At 72.0% G+C, this 23484-nt stretch carries 21 protein-coding genes and 1 pseudogene; 13 read left to right on the top strand and 9 right to left on the bottom strand.

Features of this window, described 5'->3' with window-relative positions:
- Window positions 1-157 precede the first annotated feature (157 nt).
- The 6 genes from FF096_RS19480 (at window position 158) to FF096_RS19455 (ending at window position 4613) form a co-directional block, all read left to right on the top strand.
- Window positions 158-427, top strand: a complete 270-nt coding sequence (locus FF096_RS19480) for a hypothetical protein (RefSeq protein WP_155220522.1) — start codon at window positions 158-160, stop codon at window positions 425-427.
- Window positions 427-1464 (top strand): hypothetical protein, encoded by a 1038-nt coding sequence (locus FF096_RS19475; protein ID WP_155220520.1) that lies wholly within the window; start codon window positions 427-429, stop codon window positions 1462-1464. The genes FF096_RS19480 and FF096_RS19475 overlap by 1 nt, the downstream gene beginning before the upstream one ends.
- Window positions 1465-1649: 185 nt before the next feature.
- On the top strand, window positions 1650-2009 hold the full coding sequence (locus tag FF096_RS19470; protein WP_155220652.1) for a GntR family transcriptional regulator: 360 nt from the start codon (window positions 1650-1652) through the stop codon (window positions 2007-2009).
- Window positions 2006-2929: an ABC transporter ATP-binding protein gene (locus tag FF096_RS19465; RefSeq protein WP_309223609.1), complete on the top strand. Its 924-nt coding sequence runs from the start codon at window positions 2006-2008 to the stop codon at window positions 2927-2929. Before FF096_RS19470 ends, FF096_RS19465 begins: the two co-directional genes overlap by 4 nt.
- Complete coding sequence (locus FF096_RS19460; protein WP_155220518.1) at window positions 2926-3621, top strand: hypothetical protein; 696 nt, start codon at window positions 2926-2928, stop codon at window positions 3619-3621. Before FF096_RS19465 ends, FF096_RS19460 begins: the two co-directional genes overlap by 4 nt.
- A gap of 62 nt (window positions 3622-3683) precedes the next feature.
- Window positions 3684-4613: an LLM class F420-dependent oxidoreductase gene (locus tag FF096_RS19455; RefSeq protein WP_155220516.1), complete on the top strand. Its 930-nt coding sequence runs from the start codon at window positions 3684-3686 to the stop codon at window positions 4611-4613.
- A gap of 15 nt (window positions 4614-4628) precedes the next feature.
- On the opposite strand, the gene FF096_RS19450 is transcribed toward FF096_RS19455, so the two are convergent.
- Window positions 4629-5045 carry a hypothetical protein gene (locus FF096_RS19450; protein ID WP_155220514.1) on the bottom strand — a complete coding sequence of 139 codons (417 nt, stop codon included), beginning with the start codon at window positions 5043-5045 and terminating at the stop codon, window positions 4629-4631.
- Window positions 5046-5103: 58 nt separating this feature from the next.
- Here FF096_RS19450 and FF096_RS19445 point away from each other — a divergent pair, with 58 nt between their 5' ends.
- Both FF096_RS19445 and FF096_RS19440 read left to right on the top strand, forming a co-directional pair.
- The gene (locus FF096_RS19445) at window positions 5104-6339 is read left to right on the top strand and encodes a D-arabinono-1,4-lactone oxidase (RefSeq protein ID WP_309223608.1); all 1236 of its coding nucleotides are present in this window, start codon (window positions 5104-5106) and stop codon (window positions 6337-6339) included.
- 89 nt (window positions 6340-6428) lie between these two features.
- On the top strand, window positions 6429-6983 hold the full coding sequence (locus FF096_RS19440; protein ID WP_155220511.1) for a Uma2 family endonuclease: 555 nt from the start codon (window positions 6429-6431) through the stop codon (window positions 6981-6983).
- Window positions 6984-6998: 15 nt separating this feature from the next.
- Here FF096_RS19440 and FF096_RS19435 read toward each other — a convergent pair whose 3' ends face one another.
- Window positions 6999-8138, bottom strand: coding sequence for a site-2 protease family protein (locus FF096_RS19435; protein ID WP_155220509.1), 1140 nt, complete (start codon window positions 8136-8138; stop codon window positions 6999-7001).
- A gap of 79 nt (window positions 8139-8217) precedes the next feature.
- Here FF096_RS19435 and FF096_RS19430 point away from each other — a divergent pair.
- Window positions 8218-10284: pseudogene (locus FF096_RS19430) on the top strand (prolyl oligopeptidase family protein); the annotation flags it as partial.
- A gap of 38 nt (window positions 10285-10322) precedes the next feature.
- On the opposite strand, the gene FF096_RS26765 reads toward FF096_RS19430, so the two are convergent.
- Both FF096_RS26765 and FF096_RS19420 read right to left on the bottom strand, forming a co-directional pair.
- Entirely contained in the window at window positions 10323-11234 is a 912-nt protein-coding gene (locus FF096_RS26765; RefSeq protein WP_309223607.1) for a L,D-transpeptidase family protein, read from the bottom strand.
- Window positions 11235-11385: 151 nt separating this feature from the next.
- Window positions 11386-12831, bottom strand: a complete 1446-nt coding sequence (locus FF096_RS19420; protein WP_155220507.1) for an alpha-amylase family protein — start codon at window positions 12829-12831, stop codon at window positions 11386-11388.
- A 261-nt stretch (window positions 12832-13092) separates the two neighbouring features.
- On the opposite strand from FF096_RS19420, the gene FF096_RS19415 reads away from it, so the two are divergent.
- The 4 genes from FF096_RS19415 to FF096_RS19400 all read left to right on the top strand — a co-directional run bounded on the left by FF096_RS19415 (window position 13093) and on the right by FF096_RS19400 (window position 18011).
- Window positions 13093-14874: a ferric reductase-like transmembrane domain-containing protein gene (locus tag FF096_RS19415; RefSeq protein WP_309223606.1), complete on the top strand. Its 1782-nt coding sequence runs from the start codon at window positions 13093-13095 to the stop codon at window positions 14872-14874.
- 2 nt (window positions 14875-14876) lie between these two features.
- Entirely contained in the window at window positions 14877-16337 is a 1461-nt protein-coding gene (locus FF096_RS19410; protein WP_155220644.1) for an NADH-quinone oxidoreductase subunit NuoF family protein, read from the top strand.
- Window positions 16338-16449: 112 nt separating this feature from the next.
- Window positions 16450-17031, top strand: coding sequence for a redoxin domain-containing protein (locus FF096_RS19405; protein WP_155220505.1), 582 nt, complete (start codon window positions 16450-16452; stop codon window positions 17029-17031).
- Entirely contained in the window at window positions 17031-18011 is a 981-nt protein-coding gene (locus tag FF096_RS19400; RefSeq protein WP_155220503.1) for a cytochrome c biogenesis CcdA family protein, read from the top strand. The genes FF096_RS19405 and FF096_RS19400 overlap by 1 nt, the downstream gene beginning before the upstream one ends.
- Here the strand turns inward: FF096_RS19400 and serS are convergent.
- From serS to FF096_RS19375, 5 genes are all read right to left on the bottom strand, one after another.
- A complete protein-coding gene (gene serS, locus FF096_RS19395) occupies window positions 17949-19229 on the bottom strand; it encodes a serine--tRNA ligase (RefSeq protein ID WP_155220501.1) in 1281 nt (426 codons plus the stop codon). The genes FF096_RS19400 and serS overlap by 63 nt on opposite strands.
- Window positions 19230-19366: 137 nt before the next feature.
- Window positions 19367-20443, bottom strand: coding sequence for a MerR family transcriptional regulator (locus FF096_RS19390; protein ID WP_309223605.1), 1077 nt, complete (start codon window positions 20441-20443; stop codon window positions 19367-19369).
- Between the two features lie 33 nt (window positions 20444-20476).
- Entirely contained in the window at window positions 20477-21667 is a 1191-nt protein-coding gene (locus tag FF096_RS19385) for a trans-acting enoyl reductase family protein (RefSeq protein WP_155220499.1), read from the bottom strand.
- 68 nt (window positions 21668-21735) lie between these two features.
- Complete coding sequence (locus FF096_RS19380; RefSeq protein ID WP_309223604.1) at window positions 21736-22890, bottom strand: alcohol dehydrogenase catalytic domain-containing protein; 1155 nt, start codon at window positions 22888-22890, stop codon at window positions 21736-21738.
- Window positions 22887-23378 (bottom strand): hypothetical protein, encoded by a 492-nt coding sequence (locus tag FF096_RS19375; protein WP_375335359.1) that lies wholly within the window; start codon window positions 23376-23378, stop codon window positions 22887-22889. Before FF096_RS19375 ends, FF096_RS19380 begins: the two co-directional genes overlap by 4 nt.
- Between the last annotated feature and the right edge of the window lie 106 nt (window positions 23379-23484).

The following is a 23484-nucleotide window of genomic DNA, read 5'->3' as shown; positions in this document are numbered from 1 at the left end:
CCGAGCATGGGCCGCGAGTCCCACCGGCCGCCGGTAAGGATCCCCCGCCGGGGCGCGTCGTCGCGCCGTCCGGCTCCGGCCCGCCGTCGTGGACCAGCCGCACCGACGGTGTTGCACCGCTGGGTCGCGACGACGGCCAAGCCAGGAAGGAGCCGCCATGGCCGCTCCCACTGTCAACGTCTCGATGAACCCCACCACCTACTCGCCCGGCGAGCAGATGCTGCTCACCGTCAACTACGGCGACCCGGACAACCAGCGGCTGACCCTGACGATCACCGTGGCCGACGCCCAGGGCAACCGCAGCGCTCCGGTCTCGGTGACCGCGGTGATCGACCCGCTCACCCTCACCGTCACCGACGATTCGGGGCGCACCTGGTCCCGGGTCTCCGACAGCGGCTCGGTTGCTGTCTACCGGGCGGTGGCGTGATGCCGAGGGTGACCGTCACCGTGCGGGACGCCACCAGCAAGACCGCCACCGCGAGCGTCGCGTACACCGTGCTCCCGCCGGTGCTCGGCGGTTACTACCTCTCCGGCGGCGCGGACCCGACCGCCGACATGGCCGGTGGCAACTTCCGGTCACTGACCCAGTACCGCAGCTTCGCCGACGCGCACATCTTCCCCGGCTACCAGCGGCAGTGGCTGGTCACCCTCGGCCGGTCCGGGGTGCAGATCAACATGGTGCTCGAACTGAAGCACTACGGCGCGTCCGACACCGGGCCGCAGACCTTCACCGTCGACGGGGTGAAGTACACCGTGCCGGCACCGGCGATGACCATCCAGCAGCGTCCGGGCGCGGTCTGGCCCAAGGCGTACGGGTACGGCCAGGTCCTCGCCGGGCAGTGCGACGGGTTGTTCGCGCGGGCGTTGTCGCAGTACCGGACGATGGGCTTCGGCGTGAACATCCAACTCGCCTCCGAACTGGACACCGACCACGAGTTCGGCACCACCGAGGCGGGCAAGGCGTACACCTGGGCCGAGTCGGACGCTCGGGCGGTGCAGGCGATGACGTACATCGTCAACTGGTTCCGGGCCAAGGGGCTGCCGCAGGGCACCACCTTCTCGGTCGGGCTCGGCGGTTTCGACCGGGCCTGCTTCCGGCGTACCCACCCCGAGGCGCTGATGTCGCGGCTGGACTACCTCCAGTGGAACGTCTACGCGACCAGTGCCGGCCACACCGCGCTGGAGCGCTTCCGGCGTACCAAGGACTGGGCGGTGGCAGACCTCGGCCCGGTCGCGCTGTCCCGCCCGGTGTTGATCGCCGAGTGGGGCGTACGGGTCGTCGAGATCCCCGACCAGGCCGCCTGGATCGCCACCGTGCCGGCGGCCATCGCCCGGCTCAACGCCGAGCGTGGTCCCTTCATCGCCCGGACGAACTACTTCAACTCCGGCTGGGGCACCCTCAGCCCGAAGGCCGCCGGGCTGGCCGCCCTGCGCGCCGCGTACGCCCGGCCGCCGTACGGCTGATCCCGGTCGGTCTGAGTCGGCCCGCCGGGGTACCGGCGGGCCGACCCGTGCGCGGACCGGCCGTCCGCGCGCCTCGTCCGCTGATCGGGCCGGAAGCGCCCGTCTTGACATCGACACCCCACTGGTTACATGGTTAGTTACATGAGTAATGAACCAGCTAACCATGATCGGGATTGGTGGACGTGATGGAGGACGGCCGACCGATCTTTCTCCAGATCGCGGAGCTGCTGGAGAACTCGATCCTGGACGGGACCCTCGCAGAGGAGGGCCAGGTGCCCTCGACCAACGAGCTGGCCGCCTTCCACCGGATCAACCCCGCGACCGCCGCCAAGGGGGTCAACAAGCTGGTCGACGACGGAACTCTCTACAAGAAGCGAGGAATCGGCATGTTCGTCACCCCCGGTGCCCGAGCCAAGCTCCGCGGCCGGCGCCGCGACGAGTTCGCCCGACAGTACGTCCGGCCGCTGCTGACCGAGGCCCGCAAGCTCGGCATCGGACCGACCGAACTCAAGAACATGATCGACACCTGGGAGGAGGACCAGTGAGCGCGGTGGTCACCGTCACCGACCTGACCAAGCGGTACCGGACGGTCACCGCCCTGGACCGGGTCAGCTTCTCGCTCACCGAGAACCGCATCTACGGCCTGCTGGGACGCAACGGGGCGGGCAAGACCACCCTGATGCAACTGCTCACCGCGCAGAACTTCGCCACCAGCGGGGAGATCTCCGTCTTCGGGCAGCACCCCTACGAGAACGAACGGGTGCTGTCGCGCATCTCCTTCATCAAGGAGAGCCAGACCTACCCGTCCGGCCTGCGGGTGATGCACGTCCTCCGCGCGGCCGGTCTGGTCTACCCGGGCTGGGACGAGGAGTACGCCCAGCGGCTGGCCGACGTGTTCCAGCTGCCGCGCGAGCGTCACGTCACGAAGCTCTCCCGGGGCATGCTCTCCGCGCTCGGCATCGTCGTCGGGCTCGCCTCACGGGCCCCGCTGACCTTCTTCGACGAGCCCTACCTGGGGCTGGACGCGGTGTCCCGGCAGCTCTTCTACGACCACCTGCTGGCCGACTACACCGAACACCCGCGCACCATCGTGCTGTCGACCCACCTCATCGACGAGGTCAGCGACCTGATCGAGTACGTGCTGCTGATCGACCGGGGTCGGCTCCTGCTCGACGTCGACGCGGAGGCCCTACGTGGGCAGGTGGTGACCGTCTCCGGCCCGGTCGCCGGGGTGGACGAGTTCGTCCGTACCGGCACCGAACTGCACCGGGTGCTCCTCGGCGGGACCGCGCGGGCCACCGTACGCGGTGACTTCGGCGCGGCGGCGCGGGACCGCGCCCGCTCCCTGGGCCTCGACCTCGAAGCCTCCTCGCTCCAGGACATCGTCGTCCGCCTGACCACCTCGACCAACGGGCACGCGGCCGGTGCCGGCAGTGCCACGGCCAACAAGGAGGCCACCCGATGAACCGCGCCCTGACCGTCGCCCGGTTGCAGTTCGTCGCCTGGCGCGTCGTGCTCGGCTGGCCCTGGGGAATCCTCGCGCTCAGCTTCCTGATCAACCTGGCCCTGTTCACCGCCATGGGAGAGAACGACGACTTCGAACCCACCACGGGCGGGCTGCTCAGCATCTACATCGTGATGTTCATCGCCAGCATCAGCGCGATCACCCAGGACTTCCCGTTCGCCATCGGGCTGGGACTCTCACGCCGCAGCTTCTACCTCGGCAACGTGCTCCAGTTCGCGGCGCAGGCGGTCGTCTACGCGGCGGTGCTCTACCTGCTGGCCATCGTCGAGGAGGCCACCGACGGCTGGGGCGTCAACCTGCGCTTCTTCGGCCTGCCCTTCCTTCTCGTGGAGAACCCGGTACTGCGGTTCCTCGGGTTCGCCATCCCGTTCCTGCTGCTCGGCTTCATCGGCATCGCGATCGCGCTGGTCTTCAAGCGTTGGCGGGTCAACGGCCTGCTGACGCTGGGCACCGTCGCGCTGGGCGGCATCGGCGGCCTCGCCGTACTCGCCACCTGGCGGGGCTGGTGGTCGGCGATCGGCGGATGGTTCGTCGACCAGCCCAACTGGGCGCTGCTGGTGGGTTGGCCCGCACTGGTGACCGTGGTGCTCGCCGCCGTCAGCTACCTGGTCATCCGGCGGGCGACGCCCTGAGCGTCGAGACCGCGCGACGGCAGTGGAGGGCAGTCCGCCCGGAGAGTTCCTATGCTCGACGCATGGAACTGCGGATCTTCACCGAACCCCAGCAGGGTGCCAGCTACGACGACCTGCTGGCCGTGGCCCGACGCGCCGAGGAGACCGGCTTCGGCGCCTTCTTCCGCTCGGACCACTATCTCAAGATGGGGTCGGTCAGCGGCGAGCCCGGCCCCACCGATGCCTGGACCACCCTGGCCGGTCTGGCCCGGGACACCCGTAGCATCCGGCTCGGCACGCTGATGAGCGCCGCCACGTTCCGGCTGCCCGGCCCGCTCGCCATCACCGTCGCCCAGGTCGACCAGATGAGCGGCGGACGGGTCGAACTCGGCATCGGCACCGGCTGGTACGACGCCGAGCACCAGGCGTACGGGATCCCGTTCCCGCCGCTGCGGGAGCGGTTCGACCGGCTGGACGAGCAGCTGGCGGTGATCACCGGTCTGTGGCGTACCCCGGCGGGCGAGACGTTCGACTTCACCGGCCGGCACTACCAGGTCAGCGACTCACCCGCGCTGCCGAAGCCGGTGCAGCGCCCGCACCCGCCGATCCTGCTCGGCGGCAAGGGCGCGAAGCGTACGCCGCAGCTCGCCGCCCGCTACGCCGACGAGTTCAACCTGCCGTTCGTCTCGATCGACGAGACGGTCGCCCAGTTCGAGCGGGTCCGCAACGCCTGCGCCGACATCGGTCGCGACCCGGCCGAGCTGACCTGGTCCAACGCGCTGGTGCTCTGCTGCGGCCGGGACGAGGCCGAGGTGCGGCGGCGGGCCGCCGCCATCGGCCGGGAACCGGACGAGCTGCGCGTCAACGGGTTGGCCGGTACCCCCGACGAGGTGGTCGACCGGATCGGACAGTTCGCGGCGGTCGGCAGTCAGCGCATCTACCTCCAGGTGCTCGACCTGGCCGACCTGGACCACCTCGACCTGGTCGCCGCCGAGGTGATGCGGCAGCTCTGACCACCTCGCCACGCCTCAGACCCGGTGCTCCTCACGCAGCACCGTGTCCAGTCGGCCGTCGCGATCACGGTCGAGGTAGGTGACGTCGGGCAGCCCGTCACCGTCGAGGTCGAACTGCACCACGTCGGCCACGCCGTCGCCGTCGAAGTCGGTGACCACCTGGACCGAACCGTCCATGTGCCGGGCCACGATCGACCGGGCGCCGCCCTCGACCCGGGGCGGCGGCCCGGGGGTGGGGGGCGGCGTCGGCACCGGCTCCGGAGTGGGGGCGGGCTGCGGATCCGGCTGGCTCGCCGACGGCCCGGCCTCGGCCCAGGTGACCGAGGAGCCGACCGGACCGGTGGCGGGTTCCACCCCGCTGCCGGCCGGGTCGATCTCCTCCTCGGAGGGGTACACGTCGCCGCGAGGGGCGGGATCACGGTAGCTGCTCATCGGCGTAGGGTTCCCCGACGAAGCCGGCGGTAACCGCCGGCGGGGAGAGGGGGACGAAGTGTCGACGCAGCGCAACTGGGCCGGCAACGTCGCGTACGCAGCACGGGCACACCACCGGCCGTCATCGGTCGACGAGCTGCGGGAGCTGGTCATCGGCAGCGACCGGATCCGGGCGGTGGGCAGCGGGCACTCGTTCAACCGAATCGGCGACACCACCGGGGACCTGGTCACGCTGGCCGGGCTGCCGGCCACGGTGCGGCTCGACGAGGCGCGGCGGGTGGTGCAGGTACCGGCCGCGATGCGCTACGGCGACCTGGCCACCTGGTTGCACGAGCGGGGGTACGCGCTGGCCAACCTCGCCTCGCTGCCGCACATCTCGGTGGCCGGCGCGGTCGCCACCGGCACCCACGGCTCCGGGGTGGCCGTCGGCAACCTGGCCACCGCCGTCGCCGGCCTGGAACTGGTCACCGCCGCCGGTGAGCTGATCACCGTGGACCGCACCGCCACCGAGTACGCCGGCATGGTGGTCTCCCTCGGCGCGTTGGGCATCGTCACCCGGGTCACCCTGGACGTGGTGCCCACCTTCGAGGTACGCCAGTACGTCCACCTGGACCTGCCGCGCGAGGCGCTGGACGCGGCGCTCAGCTCGGCGTACAGCGTCAGTGTCTTCACCGACTGGCGCTCCACCCGCGGCACCCAGGTCTGGCGCAAGCAGCTCGCGGACCAGCCCGCGCCCCCGGCGGACTGGCTCGGCACCACGGCGGCCGACCGCCCCTGGCATCCGGTGCCCGGCATGCCGGTGGTCAACTGCACCGAGCAGCTCGGCGTGCCCGGCCCCTGGCACGAGCGGCTGCCGCACTTCCGGCTCGGCTTCACCCCGAGCAACGGCGACGAACTCCAGTCCGAGTACCACCTGCCCCGGGCGGCGGCCGGTGCCGCGCTCGCCGCGTTGGACGAGGTGGCGCACCTGATCGCCCCGGTCCTGCTGACCAGCGAGTTGCGTACCGTCGCCGCCGACCAGCTGTGGCTCAGCCCGCAGTACGACCGGGACAGCCTCGCGGTGCACTTCACCTGGATCGCCGACACGAGTGCGGTACTCCCGGTCGTCGCCGAGGTCGAGCGGGCGCTGGCCCCCTTCGCGCCCCGCCCGCACTGGGGCAAGGTCTTCACCATGCCGACCGAGACCATCGCCGCCACCTACCCCCGCTGGGTTGACTTCGCCGCGCTGGTGACCCGGCTCGACCCCGGGGGCAAGTTCCGCACCGAGGAGTTCGACCGCCTGTTTCCCCGCTGACGAGACCCTGTTCCCCGCCGGGGACGACCCGGCGGACCGACGCGGCGCGGCCCGGTCGACGGGCCCGGACACCGCACTAGGATGGGCCCATGAGCGCTGAGGCCGTCGGCATGCACATGCCCGCCGTCGTGACGCTCGACGACGTGGCGGCGATGAACGCCGCCGACGTGAACGGTCATCGGTACGAGACCAGCCCCGAGGGGGTCCTGTCGGTCATGCCGCCACCGGACTCGGAGCACGCGACGATCGCCAGCCGCATCTTCGCCTGGTTGATCATGGCGGGTTGGCCGGCGGAACAGGTGCTCCAGGCCGTTGGCGTACGCATTCCCGGCCCGGACGGGCACGGCGGCAGGATTCCGGACCTCAGCGTCTGGCGCAAACCTCCCCGGCGCGGCGTGTGGTCGGCGGTCGCGGACGTCGTACTCGTGATCGAGATCGTGTCACCCGGTTCCGAGGCGATGGACTCGGTGACGAAGGTCCGCGAGTACGCCTCGGCGGGCATCCCCCGGTACTGGGTGGTGGACCGGGACGGCGCGCAGACGGTCACGTTGCACGAACTCGGCGGCGAAGGGCGCTACGTCGAGCAGGCGCGGATGCCGTTGGCGTGGTTGTTGCAGACCGCGCCGGTCGACCACCTCGACTGAGGCGGGGTCGACGGGTCAGCGACCGGCGCCGAGCTGGTCACGCATACTGCTGCGCTGCACGGCACGGCTGATGTCGCTGGGGGAGACGATGCCGATCAGGCGGCCCTCGGTGACCACCAGTGCGCGGCCGTCGGCACATTCGCTGAGTCTCGGCAGCAGGTCGGTCAGCGGCTCGTCGGGGGAGGCGAGGACCAGGTCGTCGGCGCGGCAGGCCACCGCCGCCAACGTGGTGCTGCCCCGCTCGTCGGCCGGCACGCCGCGTACCCGGTCGAGGGTGACCAGCCCGACGGGGCGGCCGTCCTCGGTCAACGGCAGCGCCGTGTGCCGGTACGCGAAAAGGTAGTTGTTCACGAAGTCGGCGACCGTCAGCTCACCGGAGGCGGTCTGCGGCTGCGGGGTCATCACGTCGCCGACCCGGACACCGCGCAGCGCGTCGCCCACCCGGGCCTGCCGCTCCTCCATGGTGGCCGCGCCGATCAGGAACCAGCCGATCAGCGCCAACCACAGCCCGCCGACGCCGGTACCGCTGAGGAACCGCCACAGCCCGAACCCGATCAGCGCCAGGCCGAGCACCCAGCCGGCGCGGGCCGCCACCACCGTGGCGCGGGTCCGGTCGCCGGTGGCCTTCCACACCGCCGCCCGCAGCAGCCGCCCACCGTCCAACGGTGCGGCGGGCAGGATGTTGAACACGGCCAACAGCAGGTTGATGCCGGCGAGCCAGGCCATCACGCCCAGCACCAGGCCCTCGACCCCGGCGAGGGCGAGCAGCATCGCGATCGCGCCGAAGAAGACGCCGATGATCAGACTGACCAGTGGCCCGACCCCGGAGATGCGCAGCTCGGCACCGGGGGAGCGGGCCTCGCCGCGCAGCTCGGCGACCCCGCCGAAAAGCCACAGGGTGATGCCCTGCACGCCGAGTCCGTTGCGCTTGGCCACCACCGCGTGCGACACCTCGTGGGCGAGCAGGCCGAGGAAGAAGACCACCGCCGCGGTCAGCCCGGCCAGCAGGTACGCCAGCACGGACCGGTCCGGGTACGACTGCGGGAACAGGTTGGCCGACAGCCCCCACCAGATCAGCGCGAAGATGACCAGGACACTCCAGTTGACCCCGACCGGTACGCCCACGATCCGACCGAGCCGGAAATTCGCCCTCATGTTCCGGTGATACCCCGGCAGCCCCTTCCCATGCCAGGGCCGAACGTCACCCCGACCGCAAGCGTGAGCGTCAGTCGCGATGTCGACAGCCACCGGGCCGGGTGCGGCGTCGAGGTTCGGCGATAGTTCGAAGGTGGCGACCTCGACCGATGACAGCGATGACCCGTACCTCTGGCTGGAGGACCTGGACGGCCCGGAGGCCGTGACCTGGGTCCGCGAGCGCAACGCCGAGACCGTCGCGGCGTTGACCGGCAGTCCGACGTTCGTCGCCCGCCAGACCGAGATCAGGCAGGTGCTCGACGCGGACGACCGCATCCCGTACCCGGGATGGCGCGGCGACGGCTTCTACTACGACTTCTGGCGCGACGCCGCCCATCCGCGCGGGCTGTGGCGACGCACGACCCTCGACCAGTACCGCCGACCCGAGCCGGAGTGGGACGTCCTGCTCGACCTGGACGCCCTGGCCCGCGCCGAGGGCGAGAACTGGGTCTGGGCGGGCGTGGCGACGTTGCCGCCCCAACACCGGCACTGCCTGGTCAGCCTGTCCCGGGGCGGTGCCGACGCGGTGGTGGTACGCGAGTACGACCTGGTCGACCGGTGCTTCGTCGACGGCGGCTTCACCGTCGCCGAGGCCAAGACCGACGTCTGCTGGATCGACGTCGACCACATCTGGATCGGCACCGACCTCGGCCCGGGTTCGCTGACCGACGCCGGTTATCCGCGCGTGGTGCTGCGCTGGCGACGCGGCACCCCGTTGACCGACGCCGAAGTCGCCTTCGAGGCGTCCACGCTGGACGTCGGGGCGTACGGGTGGCGCGACTCGACGCCGGGCTTCGAGCGCGACTTCGTCGGCCGCAGCATCGACTTCTACCGCTCGGAGAACTTCCTGTTGACCGGGGCGGGACAGCGGGTCCGCATCCCGGTGCCCGAGGACGCGGAGTGGGGGGTACGCCGGGAGTGGTTGCTGATCCAGCCGCGTACGCCCTGGCCGGTCGGTGAGCTGACCCATCCGGCGGGGGCGCTGTTGGCGATCCGGTTCGACGACTTCCTCGCCGGCTCCCGCGACTTCGACGTGCTGTTCCGCCCCGACGAGCACACCTCGCTCGGTGGCTCCGCCTGGACCCGCAACCACCTGATCCTGACCACCCTCACCGACGTCCGTAGCCGGCTGGAGGTGCTCACCCCCACCGGGCGCGGCTGGCGGCGGGAGCCCCTGCCGGGGGTGCCGGCGGACGAGGAGGGCTGCCTCGTGGAGACCGACCCCGACCGGGACGACTCCTACCTGGTCGCCTCGGAGGGCTTCCTCCAGCCGGCCACGCTGCGCCTCGGTGCGGTCGGCGGGAGTGTGGAGACGCTCAAGCGGGCGCCCGCGTTCTTCGACCCGGACCGCCTCGCGGTACGTCAGTTCTTCGCCACCTCCGCCGACGGCACCCGGGTGCCGTACTTCGTGGTCGGGGATCCGGCCGCGCCTGCCGGACCGACGCTGCTGCACGGGTACGGCGGTTTCGAGGTCTCCCTGACGCCCGGCTACGACGGGATCGTCGGCCGGGGTTGGCTGGCCCGTGGCGGCACCTACGTGGTGGCGAACATCAGGGGCGGCGGCGAGTACGGCCCGCGCTGGCACCGGGCCGCGTTGCGCGAGCACCGACCGAGGGCGTACGCGGACTTCGCGGCCGTGGCGACCGACCTGGTGACCCGGGGTATCACCACCCCGGCGATGCTGGGCATCGAGGGCGGCAGCAACGGCGGCCTGCTGATGGGTGCGATGCTGACCCGCTACCCGTCGCTCGTCGGGGCGGTCGTGGCGAACGTCCCGTTGCTGGACATGCGGCGCTACCACCGGCTTTTGGCCGGTGCCTCCTGGATGGCCGAGTACGGCGACCCGGACGTGCCGGAGGACTGGGCCTACCTGCGGGAGTACTCGCCGTACCACAACGTGCGAGCGGACGTGCGGTATCCGCCGGTCCTGTTCGTCACCTCCACGCGTGACGACCGGGTGCATCCCGGGCACGCCCGGAAGATGGCCGCCCGGCTGCGCGAGTACGGCCACGACGTGGCGTACTACGAGAACGTCGAGGGTGGGCACGGGGCGGCGGCCAACAACGAGCAGCGGGCCTTCATCGAGGCGATGTCGCTGGAGTTCCTCTGGCGGAAGTTGGCCCCGTCGGGGAGTTCCGTGCCCGCTCAGGCGGTCGGGGGCGGGGCGGGTAGCTCGTCGACGACCACCACCGGGGTGCCGGGGCCGACCTTCTCCAACAGCAGGCGCTGGCCGCTGGCGGTCAGCCGGATGCATCCGTTGGTGGTCTGCTGGCCCAGCTCACCGTCGTGATACCAGGTGTGGATGCCGATGTGGGCGCCGCGCAGCCCGGCGGGCACCGAATCCGGGTCGTCGGGGATCGAGCCGAGGGCGTAGATGTCGACCCCGCCGTAGACCGACTCCGGCGGTGGGGTGCGGCCCAGGACGAAGGTGCGGCCGAGCGGGGTTTCCTGACCCCGTTGCCCCAGGCTGACCTGCCAGGAGCGCTGGGCGGTGCCGTCGCGGTACCAGGTGAGCCGGAAGGGTTTGCGCTCCACCACGATCTGGTCGCGCAGCGCGACGGTGCGGAAGTCGCCGGGGGGTAGCCAGGCCAGTTTGCGGTTGGCCGAGGGGAGCAGCACCGCCGTCCAGCCGGACTCGCGGCGGGCGATCGGCACGGTGAGGTCCACCTCGCTGATCGTCGGCATCAGGAACGCCAGTGGTCGACCACCGGGTGCGTCGTACGCGGCCAGCCTGCGGGTCGGCTGTAGGCCCTGGGTCAGCGGTGTGGTGTCGAGGGTGTCCGGGTCGTCGGGGAAACCGGCGGGGGCCGGGTCGTAGTCGATCACCGGGAGCCCGTCCGGTGCCGGCGCGGCGGGCAGCACCCGCTCGGCGACCGCCGACGGCGACGCCGGAGTGGTCGGCACCACCTCGCCCGTGGACCCGACGACCGGCGCAGGTGCGGTGGCCGGAGTCAACGCCCACCCGGTGTACGCCGCGCCACTCATCAGCACCGCCACGCCCACCCCGACGGCGACCTTCCGCCGCCCCCGCGACCCCAGAACCCCCCAAAACCCCACCCACCCACCCTACCCCCCAACCCCTCCCCAACCCCCCCCAAACCCCCCACCCCCTCCGTGTTGATCAAGAAGTTTTGGTCACGTTCGGGCCGTATTCCGACGCAAACTTCTTGATCAACACGGCGGGGTGGGGGGTGGGGTGGGGTGGGGGTTAGGGGAGGCGGGCGGTTTGGTGGATGGCTAGGGCGTCGTGGGCGGGGATGTTGGCGGAGAACCAGCCGTTGGCGTCGACGGTGATGACCGGGCCGGAGCAGGTGCCGTTGGTGAAGGTGCCGTGGATGACGTCGCAGTAGCGGCCAGCCGGGAGACCGGTGTAGTAGGAGCGGCCGTTGATCGCCGAGCCCTCGTGGTTGATGGTGATGTAACCGCGGCCCGTACGGCTGAAGGCGATGTGGTTGTTGCCGTTGTCGTACCAGTTGCTGACCCCGGCGCCCTCGGTGGCGTTGCGGAAGCCGACCATGTTCGCGATCACCTGCCAGCGGTGCTCGCACTCCCAGCCGGAGTAGCAGACCGTGTTGTGCGTCTTGTTGTTGCCGTCCGAGGGTGGTCCGGCGTCCCGGTTGTTGAAGGTGTAGCTCGACATCACCGTCGGGGAGCCGTACGGCCAGGCCAGCATGAACGCGTTCGCCAGTGCGTAGATGCCCCGGTCCCGGTAGGTGAGCACCCCGCCGTCGTCGCGCTGGGTGTCGTGGTTGTCAACGAAGACCGAGGCGACGCCGCTGGGCAGGTGGCCCCAGCCCTCACCGAAGTTGCGCAGGTACGCGAGCCGCTCGGAGCGGAACACCCGGGCCAGGTCCTTGCCGTAGCGGAACTCGTGCACGTCGCCGTTGCCGGTGTACTCGTTCGGCGTGATCGGCTCGCCCGCGCCGTAGATGACCTCCTGCACGATGTACGCCGGTCGGCTGAGTCGGCTGAGGATGTTGCCGATGTCGGCCGCCGGCATGTGCTTGCTGGCGTCCAACCGGAACCCGTCCACGCCGAGCGACAGCAGGTCGTTGAGGTATGCGGCCAGCCGGGAGCGGACGTAGTCCGACTCCGTCTTCAGGTCGGAGAGGTTGACCAGCTCGCAGTTCTGCACCTCGTACCGGTCGTGGTAGTTGACGATGTCGTTGTTGCCGTTGCGACCGCAGTAGTGGAAGTCCTGCGCCTGGTAGATGCCGGGGTAGACGTGGTGCTGGTAGGACGAGCCGGCCCAGCCGACGCCGCCGTTGTCCTGGCCGGACATGTGGTTGATGACCGCGTCGACGATCACTTTCACGCCGGCCGCGTGGCAGGCGTCGACCATGGACTTGAACTGTGCGCGGGTGCCCTTGCGGGACTCGATCCGGTAGCTGACCGGCTGGTAGGCCACCCACCACTGGTTGCCGCGTACGTGCTCCTGTGGTGGTGACACCTGGACGAAGCCGTAGCCCTTCGGGCCGAGCGTGCTGCCGCACTCGCTGGCGACCGAGGGCCAGTTCCACTCGAAGAGGTTGGCGATGACCTTCTTGCCGCCGGTCGGGGCGGCGACCGCCGGGGGTGCGGTCACCACGCCGGGGGCGAGGAGGCCGGCGATCACGGCGAGGGCGATCGCCGGGTGGAGTCGACGTTTGCGCATCGGGGGCTCCAAGGGGGACGGGGGACGGGGGACGGGGGAGATGGCACGGGTTGCCCAGATCTTGCAATCAAGGCTGAAAAATTGCGGAAAGATTACAAGCGGGTTTCAACGCCTGTCAATGAGTGGCGCTGGCGGCGGCGGAACGCGCGTTACACGCGCCAGCGGGCGGGGCGGTTCGACAACTCGTCGAGATTTTTTTCGTGAACACTGATCCGACCGGGGCCGCGCTGCGTACTGGAGTGGGGAACAGGTCGGCCGGCGGTGCGCCGCCGCGAGACGATCGAGGAGCAGATGGCCCGGGCTACGCAGAACGAGAAGGCGGCTGCCGTCCGTACCAGCAGCAGCAGTCGAGGGATCCGCGTCTGGTCCCGCAGCCAGATCCTGGCGCTCTCCGCGTCCGGGCTGGCCGCGTTGTGGGCGTTGACGATGCTCACCGGCGCGGGCCAGACGATGTACGCGATGGGCTTCTTCTTCACCGAGTTCTTCGCCGGCGTGATCGCGTTGGTCGCGCTGAGCCTCACGGTGATGATGGGCCTGCTCGCCACCGACCGGCTGGTGCTGCTCATCCGGCACCGGGTGCTGTTACAGTCCGCGCACCGGGCCACCGGCATCCTCGGCGTGGCGGGGCTGCTCTTCCACGTCATCACGAAGATCGCCAGCGGTCGGGCGGGAGTGACCGACGCCGCCGTGCCGTTCGTCGGTGGTCGGGGCCTCTACGTCGGACTCGGCACCATCGCCGCGCTGCTCATGGTGGGTGTGCTCTGGACCGGCGTCATCCGCGCCCGCTTCGCCGACGTCGGCCCGAAGTGGGTGTGGCGCGCGCTGCACTCCATGGCGTACGTCTCCTGGCCGTTCGCCATCTTCCACGGTCTTCTCGCCGGCCGCCCGCCCGCCACCTGGGTGAGCCTGAGCTACTTCGCCTGCGTGGTGCTGGTGGTGCTCGCCCTGATGGTCCGCCTCTCGGTCACCCTGCAACGGCGCAGCCGCGAGCAGCAGCAGGCCGCCGTCCTGAACGAGGTGATGAGCGGCAGCAAGTCCACCGAGGAGACCCGGGGCAAGACGCTGCTCGGCACCATCACCGGCCGACGTGGCGACGCCGACGACGGTCGCGAGAAGCGCGTCCGTCGGGACACCAGTTGGGCCGACAGCACCTCCGGCACCTGGGCCAGCCCCACCATCCGGCGCAACGATCCGGAGCGGTTCGCCGTGCCGATGGTCCCCGAGCCGGGCACCCTGCGTGAGCGGGACCTTCGCGACGAGGAGTTCGAGCCGGTCGTCCGGCGTGCCTCGCGCCGCGAGGAGGAGGAACTGGAGCGGGTCGTGCGCCGCGAGACCGAGGCGTTGGAGCCGGTCGTACGCCGTCGACGCGACGCGGAGCCGACCAGCCGGCGCTCCCGTCGGGACGAGGACATCGAGAGCACCGGGCGGCGTTCGCGGGTCGAGGACGACCTGGAACCGGTGGGCCGCCGGTCACGGCGCGACGAGGAACCGACCCGCCGCCGGTCGCGGCGCGAGGAGGAGCGCGAGCCGGTGGGCCGCCGCGCGTCCCGCCGCGACGAGGACCTGATGGAGTACGAGGCGCCGGTGCGTCGCCGCCGCGACGAGGACGAGGAGGAGTACGGCCGACCCCGTCGGTCCCGGACCGAGGTCGGCAGCCGGTACTCGGCCCCGCCGCGCGTCCAGGACGAGCCGGAGGAGCCCTGGGACAGCCCGCGTCGGTGGGAGTCCACCGCCCCGATCTCGGTCGATCCGATCTCCGGCGCGCCCATCTCAGGCTCGCCGATCTCGGCCGCGCCGCGTAGCGGCGGCGGACGGCACAGCGCCGAGGCCGACCTGCCGGAGGCGGAGACCGACTACTGGCGTCCGCCGGCCCGGTACACCCCGGAGGATGTCGTGGACGACGACGACACCCCCACCCTGGTCGACCTGGCCTCCCGGCGGGCCCGCCGCGCCTCGTCGGGGGAGAGCCGGCGTCGCCGCCGGGCCGACCCGGACTCGGTGGACGGCGCGTACTGGGCCGGGCTGCGAGGTGAGGCCAAGTGACCATGCGGACCACCGTCCCCCCGGTGGCCGCCGTCGGTGAGCCCCGGCTCACTGCGGGGTTCGCCGAGTTCGGTCGCCTCGACCTGCGCGCCCACGAGATGGTGCACGGCCCGATCAGCCCGATGGAACCGTCCAACCTGCTGCGTCTGGCCGAGGGCATCCAACTCAAGGGCAAGGGCGGAGCCGGCTTCCCGTTCGCCAGGAAGCTGCGGGCGGTGCTGGAATCCTGCGAACGCCAGGACCTGCCGCCCGTCGTGGTGGTCAACGCCACCGAGGGGGAACCGGCCAGCTGGAAGGACAAGGTCCTGCTCACCCGGGCGCCGCACCTGATCCTCGACGGTGCCGCGCTGGCCGCGTTCGCACTGGACGCCGAGGAGATCGTGCTCTGCGTGGCCGACGACCTGGTGGGCCGGGACTCCCTGATGGAGGCTCTGGACGAGCGCCGGATGCCCGCGCCGACCAGCGTCGTGACGGTGCCGCACCGCTTCATCAGCGGTGAGGGTGGCGCGTTGGTGAACGGGATCAACGGGCTGCCGCACATCCCGCCCGGCACCAAGAAGCGTTCCAGCGACTCCGGCGTCGGCGGACTGCCGACCCTGCTGTCGAACGCCGAGACGTACTCCCAGATGGCGATCGCCGCCCGCCTCGGCCCGTACGAGTACGCCGCGCTCGGCACCGACGACGAACCCGGCACGGTGCTGCTCAGCGTCACCGGCGCGGCGAAGCGGCACGCGGTGGTGGAGTGCGCGGCCGGCACCCCGTTGGCCGAGATCCTCGAACTGTGCGAGGTGCCGGACGGCCCCGGCATCCTGATGGGCGGCTACCACGGCAAGTGGATCACCCGGGAGGCGGCGGAGAAGGCCGAGGTCTCCCGCAAGGGACTCGCCGCGGTCGGTGGCACGCTCGGCGCGGGCATCATCGTCCCGCTCGCCAACGACACCTGCCCGCTCGGTGAGGCGGCGCAGGTGGTGCGCTACCTGGCCGGTGAGTCCGCCGGGCAGTGCGGCCCGTGCAAGCGGGGACTGCCCGACCTGGCCCGCGCCGTCGACCTGGCGGTCTCCGGCAGTGCGCCGGTGGAGGTCGTGCGGGCCGCCGCCGGGGACGTCAAGGGTCGAGGCGCGTGCAGCCACCCCGACGGTACGTCCCGGTTCGCGCTCTCGGCGATGGAGGTCTTCGCCGAGGACCTGAAGAAGCACACCACCGGCGAGGGCTGCGGTCGACGGGTCAAGGGCATGATGGGCCTGCCCGGTGCCCCCGACCCGGACCCGCAGAAGCTGGTCCTGGACTGGTCCCGCTGCGACGGGCACGGTCTCTGCGCCCACGTGGTGCCGGACTTCATCCGGCTCGACCAGAACGGATACCCCGCCTTCCCGCCCACCCCGGTGCCGACCTGGTTGCGGGAGGGCGCGGTGAAGGCGGTCAAGGTCTGCCCGGAGCTGGCGCTGCGGCTGACCAAGGCCTGAGCGCGTGGGTGCGGGGCCGTCCTGCTGCGGGCGCGCCTCCTCACCCTCCAAGTGCCGCCGGATGGTGGCGTGGCCGCCCGGCTGCCGGGCGAGCGGACCGAAGGAGACGCCGATGGGGTCGGTCACTTCGCCGGTACGGCGAACCGGCACGGTCACTGCCGCCCTGCTCGCCGTGGTGCTGGCCACCGCCGGATGCGGCGGACCGGACGTAGCGGCGGCCCCACCGGCCGACAGCGCGGCGTCCGCTCCGGCTGACCCGGCGTCCTCGCCGACCGGACCCGCTGCTCCGGTGCCGGACACTCTGCGGTTCACCGGCACGACCCTGACCGGCGCGGCCTTCGACGCGGCCACCCTGGCCGGACGCCCGGTGGTGCTCTGGTTCTGGGCGCCCTGGTGCGCCAGCTGCGCCAGTCAGGCGTGGACCATCGCCGAGATCGAGCCGGGCTTCCGGACGACCGTGCCGATCATCGGCGTGGCGGGGCTCGGCGAACGCAAGGCGATGACCGACTTCGTCACCGAGTTCGAACTGGGTCCGATGCCGCAGATCGAGGACCGGGCGGGGGTGCTCTGGCGGCGCTTCGAGGTCGTCGAGCAGAGCACCTTCGTGATCATCGACCGGGACGGACGGGTGATCCACAAGGGTTGGCTGGACGGCGAGGACCTCACCCGCCGGGTGACCGCGCTGGCGGCCTGATGGAAGCGCCGCTGCTGCTCGCCCTGACGGCGGGCATGCTCGGCGCGGTCAACCCGTGCGGCTTCGCGATGCTGCCCGCGTACCTGTCGCTGCTGGTTGCCGGCAGCGCCGACACCCGGGGGGCCGTCGGTCGGGCGCTGACCGCCGCGGGCGCGCTCACCCTCGGGTACGTCCTGGTGTTCGGTGCCTTCGGGCTGCTGCTGGCCCCCGTCGCCGGCTGGCTGCGGCCCCGGCTGCCCTGGTTCACCGTGGGCCTGGGCGTGCTGCTGGTGCTGCTCGGGTGCTGGCTGCTCGCCGGTCGGCGACTGCCGACGCCCCGCCCGCTGGCCCGGGCACCCCGGTTGACCCGTTCGCTGCCGTCCATGGTGCTGTTCGGGATGGCCTACGCGACGGCCTCGCTGGGCTGCGCCATCGCGCCGTTCCTGGCGACCGTGGTGACCAGCCTCCAGGCTGGCTCGACGGCACGCGGGCTGGTGCTGTTCGGCGCGTACGCCCTCGGGATGGGGCTGGTGGTGGCGGTGGCCGCGCTCGGCGTGGCGCTGCTGCGCGGCGAGGTGGTGGCCCGGCTGCGCGGGGCCGGCGCCTGGGCTCCCCGGCTCAGCGGACTGGTGCTGCTGCTCGCCGGTGGCTACGTCGCCTGGTACGGCTGGTACGAGGTGCGGCTGGCCGCCGGCAACCGTGAGGCCCTGACCGACCCGCTGGTGACCACCGCCGCCAGCCTCCAGCGCTGGCTGGCCGACACCATCACGGCCGCCGGCCCCACCACCCTCACCACCCTGCTCGCCGCCCTCCTCCTCACCGCCCTGCTGAGAAGGAAGGGCACCTTGTTAACGCCTGCGGTAGAGAAAGGGCCCCTTATTAACACCGAGCCGGCGCGCACCGAGCGTGCGCGCCGGCCGGGAACGCCAGCGGTCCGGTCAGCGAGGAGTGAGACGGTCGGTGCCCAGCCGGTCGCGGAGGACCTCCGGCACCAGGACTGAGCCGTCCGGCTGCTGGAACTGTTCCAGGATGGCCGGGTAGAGGCGGCTGGTGGCCAGCGCGGAACCGTTGAGCGTGTGCACGAAACGGGTCTGCTTGCCGCCCGGCTCGCGGTAGCGGACAGCCGCCCGGCGGGCCTGGTAGTCACCGCCCCAGGAGACCGACGAGACCTCCTTGTACTTGCCGGTGCTGGGCATCCACACCTCGATGTCGAGGGTCTTGCGCATCGACGCGCTGGAGTCACCGGCGGCGAGCAGGCTGCGCTGGTAGTGCAGGCCCAACGCCTCGACCAGGCTCTCCGCGTGGGTGACCATCTGCTCCAGCGCGGCGTCGGCCTGCTCGGGCAGGGTGAACTGGAAGATCTCCACCTTGTTGAACTGGTGGCCCCGGACGGTGCCCCGCTCGTCGGAGTGCGAACCGGCCGCCTCGCGCCGATAGCACGGGGTGTACGCGAACACCTTCAACGGCAGCTTCGAGGTCTCCAGGATCTCGTCCTGGTACGCCCCGAGGATCGCCGTCTCCGCCGTCGGCAGCAGGAACTGGCCACGCGGCGCGGACTGCTTGTCCAGGTGGTAGACGTCGTCGTAGAACTTGGGGAACTGACCGGCGGCGAAACCGGCGCTGTCCAGCAGCAGGTGCGGGGGGAGGAGGAACTCGTAACCGGCCTCGATGTTCCGCTCGACCAGCCAGTTGATCAGCGCCCACTCCAGCCGGGCACCCAGCCCGGTGTACATCCAGAAGCCGGAGCCGCCCAGCTTGACGCCGCGTTCGTGGTCGACCAGACCCAGCATCCGGCTCAGCTCGACGTGGTCGCGGACCTTCTCGATGGCCGGTGGCGCACCGAAGGTCTTCACCACCCGGTTGGCCTCCTTGCCGCCGGCCACCACGTCGTCGGCGGGCAGGTTGGGCAGCTCACTCATGGTGCTACGCAGCCGCGCCTGCACCTCGTCGAGTTCCGCCTCCAACTCGGCGACCTGCCGACGACCGGCTTCCGAGGTCACCTGCGGCTCGACACCGGCCCGCTTCGCCTGCGCGTACGCCCGAGCCTCGGCCTTGCGGCGCTGACGTTCCCCGTCGATCTCACTGATCAGCCGGCGACGCTCCCGGTCGAGCTGCTGGATCTCCTCCAGCGCCCGGTCGACCTCGGCGGCGTCCAGCCGCTTCGCCAGCGCGGCCGCCACCGCGTCGCGATCCTTCCGGATCAACTCCATGTCGAGCATGCTGCTCCGTACGCCTCCGTCCGGGCTCAGGTGGACCTCCAGATGCTACCGTCGCGCCCGAATCGCCCCGCCTCCCGCACCCGACCCACCCCACCGACCGGCGGTCGCACCGCCCTCGGCCCGCGCCGCCACCCCGGTCAGAGCCGGATCGGCATCAGGATGGAGAAGGCGGCCGGATCGTCTGGTCGGCGGATGGCCAGCGGGGTGACCGGGCCGTCCAGCTCCAACACCAGGCGTGGCCGAGCGGCCGCGTGCAGCGCGTCGAGCAGATACCCGCCGTTGACGCCGATCCGCAGCTCGGCGTCGCTCCGGTCGTCGGCCAGTTCGTCCGGGCCGAGCAGGCGTGGCGCGTCCGGGCCGCCCAGCCCCAACACGGTCACCGGCAGGTGGCTGCCCGCGTGTTCCCGGGTCACCGTCGGCGCGCCCGAACGCAGCGCGGCGACCAGCCGAGGCGCGTCGACGGGCACCCGGCGAGCCGGTCCGCCGACGGCCGGCGGCAGCAGGGGGCGATAGTCGGGGAAGTCGTACGCCAAGGTCGTCGCCCGCAACCGGCCGCCGGTGACGTCGGCGACCACCTGCCGTCCGACCAGGGTCAGCCGCACCTCACCGGCAGCGTCGGACAACCGGCGCAACCGGTCCACGGCAGCCACCGGCAGCAGTGCCCGTACCGCCGGTCCGCATACCGCCGCACCGGCCGTCGCCACCGCCAACCGGTGTCGGTCGGTCGCCACCAGCCGTAGTCCGTCGTCGGTCACGTCGAGCAGGACGCCGGCCAGCCCCGGCAACGTTGGGTCGGTGCCGACGGCGAAGCGGACGGCGTCCACGGCGGCGCACAGCTCGCTTCCGCTCAGGACGAGCCGGGTGGCCGTTGCGGGCCGGTCGGTGGCGAGCAGGCGGCGGATCCGGGCGGCCTCCCGGCGTGCCTCGGTCAGCCCGTCGGCCAGCCGTCCCAGGTGCGCGTCGAGCAACTTGTGCACCACCGAGGGCTCGGCGCGTACCGCGTGGGCGATCTCGGCCACCGGCAGGCCGACCCGGCGCAGCCCGGCCACCAGCCGGGCCGGTGCCACCTGGTCGTCGGCGTACCAGCGGTACCCGGTGGTCGGGTCGACCCGGGCCGGGACCAGCACCCCGGCGGCGTCGTAGAACCGCAGGGCGCTCACCGTCAGCCCACTGGCTCGGGCCAACTCGCCGATGCTGCGCAGGTCACCATCCACGAGGAGATCCTGCCCCCTCGACCTGGTCGAGGGTCAAGCAGCCACCGACTGCTGACTCAGCACGCGGAAGGTGATGCCGGCGGCGGTGAGCCGGTGCAGCAGCGCGTCGCCCATCGCGGTGACCGGTGTGACCTGACCGGCGGTGGCCGGCAGGTCGTCGCAGGCCAGGCAGAGGGCCGACTCGGCGAGCATCTTCGCGGTCTCGTCGTAGCCGGGGTCGCCACCGGCCACCTCGGTCACCACCCGTCGTTGGCCGCCGACGCCGACGAAACGCACCGAGAACCACGACTTCGCCCGCTGCTCGGCGCTCGGTCCCTGCCCGGAGGCGAGCCGGCCGAGCAGCCAGCGCCGGGTCGGTGGCAGCTTCACCAGCCCGAGCACGGCGCCGAGGCCCGCCCCGGCGGCCAGCACCGTGGGCAGCCGTCGTACCGCCGCGAAGTGCCGGTAGCGGAAGTCCGGACCGTACTCGGGGCGGGCCGCCGCCGAGCGGCGGACCACCTGCGGGTCGATGGTCGGCAGCGGCACCGCCCAGACGGGCAGGTCCCGCGAGCGGGCCAGCCGCCCCGGCACGGCCCGGACCCGACGGTCGGTCGGGCGGGGTTCGGCGGCGCGGCGCTCGCGGGCCGCCCGCGCCGCCTCGCCGGTACGCGCGAACGCGGTCAGCGCCGAGTGGTACGTACCGGCGGAGAACCGCCCACCCGCCCGCACGTACCCGTCCACGGTGATCGCGGTGTCGGTCGGTAGCTGTTTGACCGTGAACCAGACACCGAGGTCGTGGGGGATCGAGTCGAAGCCGCAGGCGTGCACCAGCCGGGCGCCGGTGCGCACCGCCTCGGCGTGGTGGCGCAGGTACATCCGGTCGACGAACTCCGGTTCGCCGGTGATGTCGAGGTAGTCGGTCCCGGCGGCGGCGCAGGCGGCCACCAGCGGCTCACCGTGGTGGACGTACGGGCCGACCGTGCTGGCCACCACCCGGGCGTCGTCGGCCACCGCCCGCAGGGTGGCCGGGTCGGTGACGTCGGCGGTGAGCAGCGGCATCCCGGCCAGTGCCGGGTCGATCGCGGTCAACCGTTGGCGTACCGCGGCCAGCTTCTCCGGGTTGCGCCCGGCGAGCGCCCAGCGCAGCCCCGGCGGCGCGTGCTCGGCCAGGTAGCGTGCGGTGAGCCCACCGGTGAACCCGGTCGCCCCGAACAACACCACGTCGTACGAGCGTTGGGCAGCCATTCCGCGATCATGCCACCGTCGTCGGCGATCCGCCCGGTGCCGCTCAGCGCGGGGTGAACCGGTGCCGCTCAGTGCGGGGTGAACACGGCGCGCAGGCACTCGTCGGGCCGGTCCCGGAACAACGCGTACCCCTCGGCGGCCCGCTCCAGCGGGAAGTGGTGCGTGGCCAGGTGCTCGGTACGCAACTCGTCGCGGGCCATCCGGTCCAACAGCATGGGGATGTGGCGTTGGCCGTGCTGGCGTCCCCCGCGTACGGTCAGCGCCTTGTGCACGACGGTGCCGACCGGGAACGCGTCGACGTGGCCGGCAGCGCCGTTGAGGACGAAGACGCTGCCGCCCTTGCGGCACGCGTACACCGCCTCCCGGACCGCCTCCGGCACCCGTGTCCGGCCGGTGAACCGGTCGGCGAGCGTCCGGTGCTCACCCGCGGGCCCACCGACCGCCTCGACACACACGTCCGGTCCCCGCCCACCGCTGAACTCCCGCAGCTGCGCGCTGACGTCGCTGTCCCGCTGGTCGATGGTCTCCACGCCGATGTGCTGGCGTGCCATCAGCAGCCGCGCCGGGTGCCGGTCGACCACGATCACCCGTTCGGCACCGAGCAGCCAGGCTGCCCGCGCGGCGAGTTGACCCACCGCGCCCGCGCCCCACACCGCCACCACGTCACCGGGACGCACCTCGGCTCCCTCGGCGCCCAGCCAACCGGTCGGCGCGGCGTCCGAGGCGAAGACGGCCCGGTCGTCGCCCACCGACTCCGGCACCGGGAACGCCCCGACGTCGGCGTACGGCACCCGGACGTACTCGGCGTGGCTACCGGCGAAGCCGCCTGCGGCGCGCGGCTGGCCGAAGCAGCCCGCCACCGGGTGACCCCACTGCGCCTCGTTGGCGATCGGATCGGTGCTGCCGTTGTCGCAGCACGACGGCAGTCCTCGACGGCAGTACCAGCAGGCGCCGCAGGCCACCGACGCGCAGACCACCACCCGGTCGCCGACCCGGTGGCGGCGTACCTGCGGGCCCACCTCGATCACGTCGCCGAGGAACTCGTGGCCGAGCACGTCACCGGCGGCCAGACCCGGCGTCTGCCCGGCGAGCAGCGACAGGTCGGCCCCGCAGGTGGCGCTGCGCCGCACCCGCACGATCACGTCGTGGTCGTTGCGCAGCTCCGGGTCGGGCACCTGACCGACGGTCAACTCACCGCCGGAGGTCCAGCACAGCGCTCTCACCGCTGTGGCCCGTCCGATGACGGCCGCACGTCGGGCACCACCGGCCCGCGCTCGTCGGGCATCCGGTCGGCGCGCAGCACCTCGCCGGTCTCGGCGAGCTGTTTGACCTGCCACAACGTGCGTCGGACCAGCAGGCTGGGGTCGTCGCCCAGCAGGTGTGCGGAGAGTCCGGGCCAGTCCGCGTGGGGCCGTACCCGGGCCGCCAGTTCGGTGCCCCGGCCGCCCGGCGCGCGGGCCACCTCGACCTCGACGGCGTCGCCGAGGCGGCGCAGTGGCTCCGGCCAGACAGCCGAGGGGAGCACCTGCTCCGGTGGCCGGTCGACGGTGACCACCTGCCAACGTCGCGGGTGTCCGGTTCGTCGGGCCTCGGTCGGCCCCGGCACGGAGGTCAGGCGCGCCCGCTGCCGACCGACGGCGGTACGCGCGGCCCTGGCGGCGGCCACACCGAGGGCACCGGCCACCGCGACGACTGTCCCGACCCGTCCCACTCGTACCTCCGAGATCGGCTTTGCGGCTGTGCTGCCCCGTCACGCCGGACCGTGGCGGCCCACAGCGCTCGTCCACCCGGCCACAGCCCGGCATCCGGTCCACCGT

The sequence above is a fragment of the Micromonospora sp. CP22 genome (genome assembly GCF_009712475.1).
In the GTDB taxonomy this organism is placed as follows: Bacteria; Actinomycetota; Actinomycetes; order Mycobacteriales; family Micromonosporaceae; genus Micromonospora.
This window is presented reverse-complemented; position numbering and strand designations above follow the sequence as displayed.

Coding starts and splice junctions, on each gene's coding strand:
- FF096_RS19385 (WP_155220499.1), bottom strand. CDS start 21,667: ATGGCTGCCCAACGCTCGTACGACGTGGTGTTGTTCGGGGCGACCGGG.
- FF096_RS19475 (WP_155220520.1), top strand. CDS start 427: ATGCCGAGGGTGACCGTCACCGTGCGGGACGCCACCAGCAAGACCGCC.
- FF096_RS19405 (WP_155220505.1), top strand. CDS start 16,450: ATGGGGTCGGTCACTTCGCCGGTACGGCGAACCGGCACGGTCACTGCC.
- FF096_RS19435 (WP_155220509.1), bottom strand. CDS start 8,138: ATGAGGGCGAATTTCCGGCTCGGTCGGATCGTGGGCGTACCGGTCGGG.
- FF096_RS19460 (WP_155220518.1), top strand. CDS start 2,926: ATGAACCGCGCCCTGACCGTCGCCCGGTTGCAGTTCGTCGCCTGGCGC.
- FF096_RS19420 (WP_155220507.1), bottom strand. CDS start 12,831: ATGCGCAAACGTCGACTCCACCCGGCGATCGCCCTCGCCGTGATCGCC.
- FF096_RS19450 (WP_155220514.1), bottom strand. CDS start 5,045: ATGAGCAGCTACCGTGATCCCGCCCCTCGCGGCGACGTGTACCCCTCC.
- FF096_RS19440 (WP_155220511.1), top strand. CDS start 6,429: ATGAGCGCTGAGGCCGTCGGCATGCACATGCCCGCCGTCGTGACGCTC.
- serS (WP_155220501.1), bottom strand. CDS start 19,229: ATGCTCGACATGGAGTTGATCCGGAAGGATCGCGACGCGGTGGCGGCC.
- FF096_RS19480 (WP_155220522.1), top strand. CDS start 158: ATGGCCGCTCCCACTGTCAACGTCTCGATGAACCCCACCACCTACTCG.
- FF096_RS19410 (WP_155220644.1), top strand. CDS start 14,877: ATGCGGACCACCGTCCCCCCGGTGGCCGCCGTCGGTGAGCCCCGGCTC.
- FF096_RS19455 (WP_155220516.1), top strand. CDS start 3,684: ATGGAACTGCGGATCTTCACCGAACCCCAGCAGGGTGCCAGCTACGAC.
- FF096_RS19470 (WP_155220652.1), top strand. CDS start 1,650: ATGGAGGACGGCCGACCGATCTTTCTCCAGATCGCGGAGCTGCTGGAG.
- FF096_RS19400 (WP_155220503.1), top strand. CDS start 17,031: ATGGAAGCGCCGCTGCTGCTCGCCCTGACGGCGGGCATGCTCGGCGCG.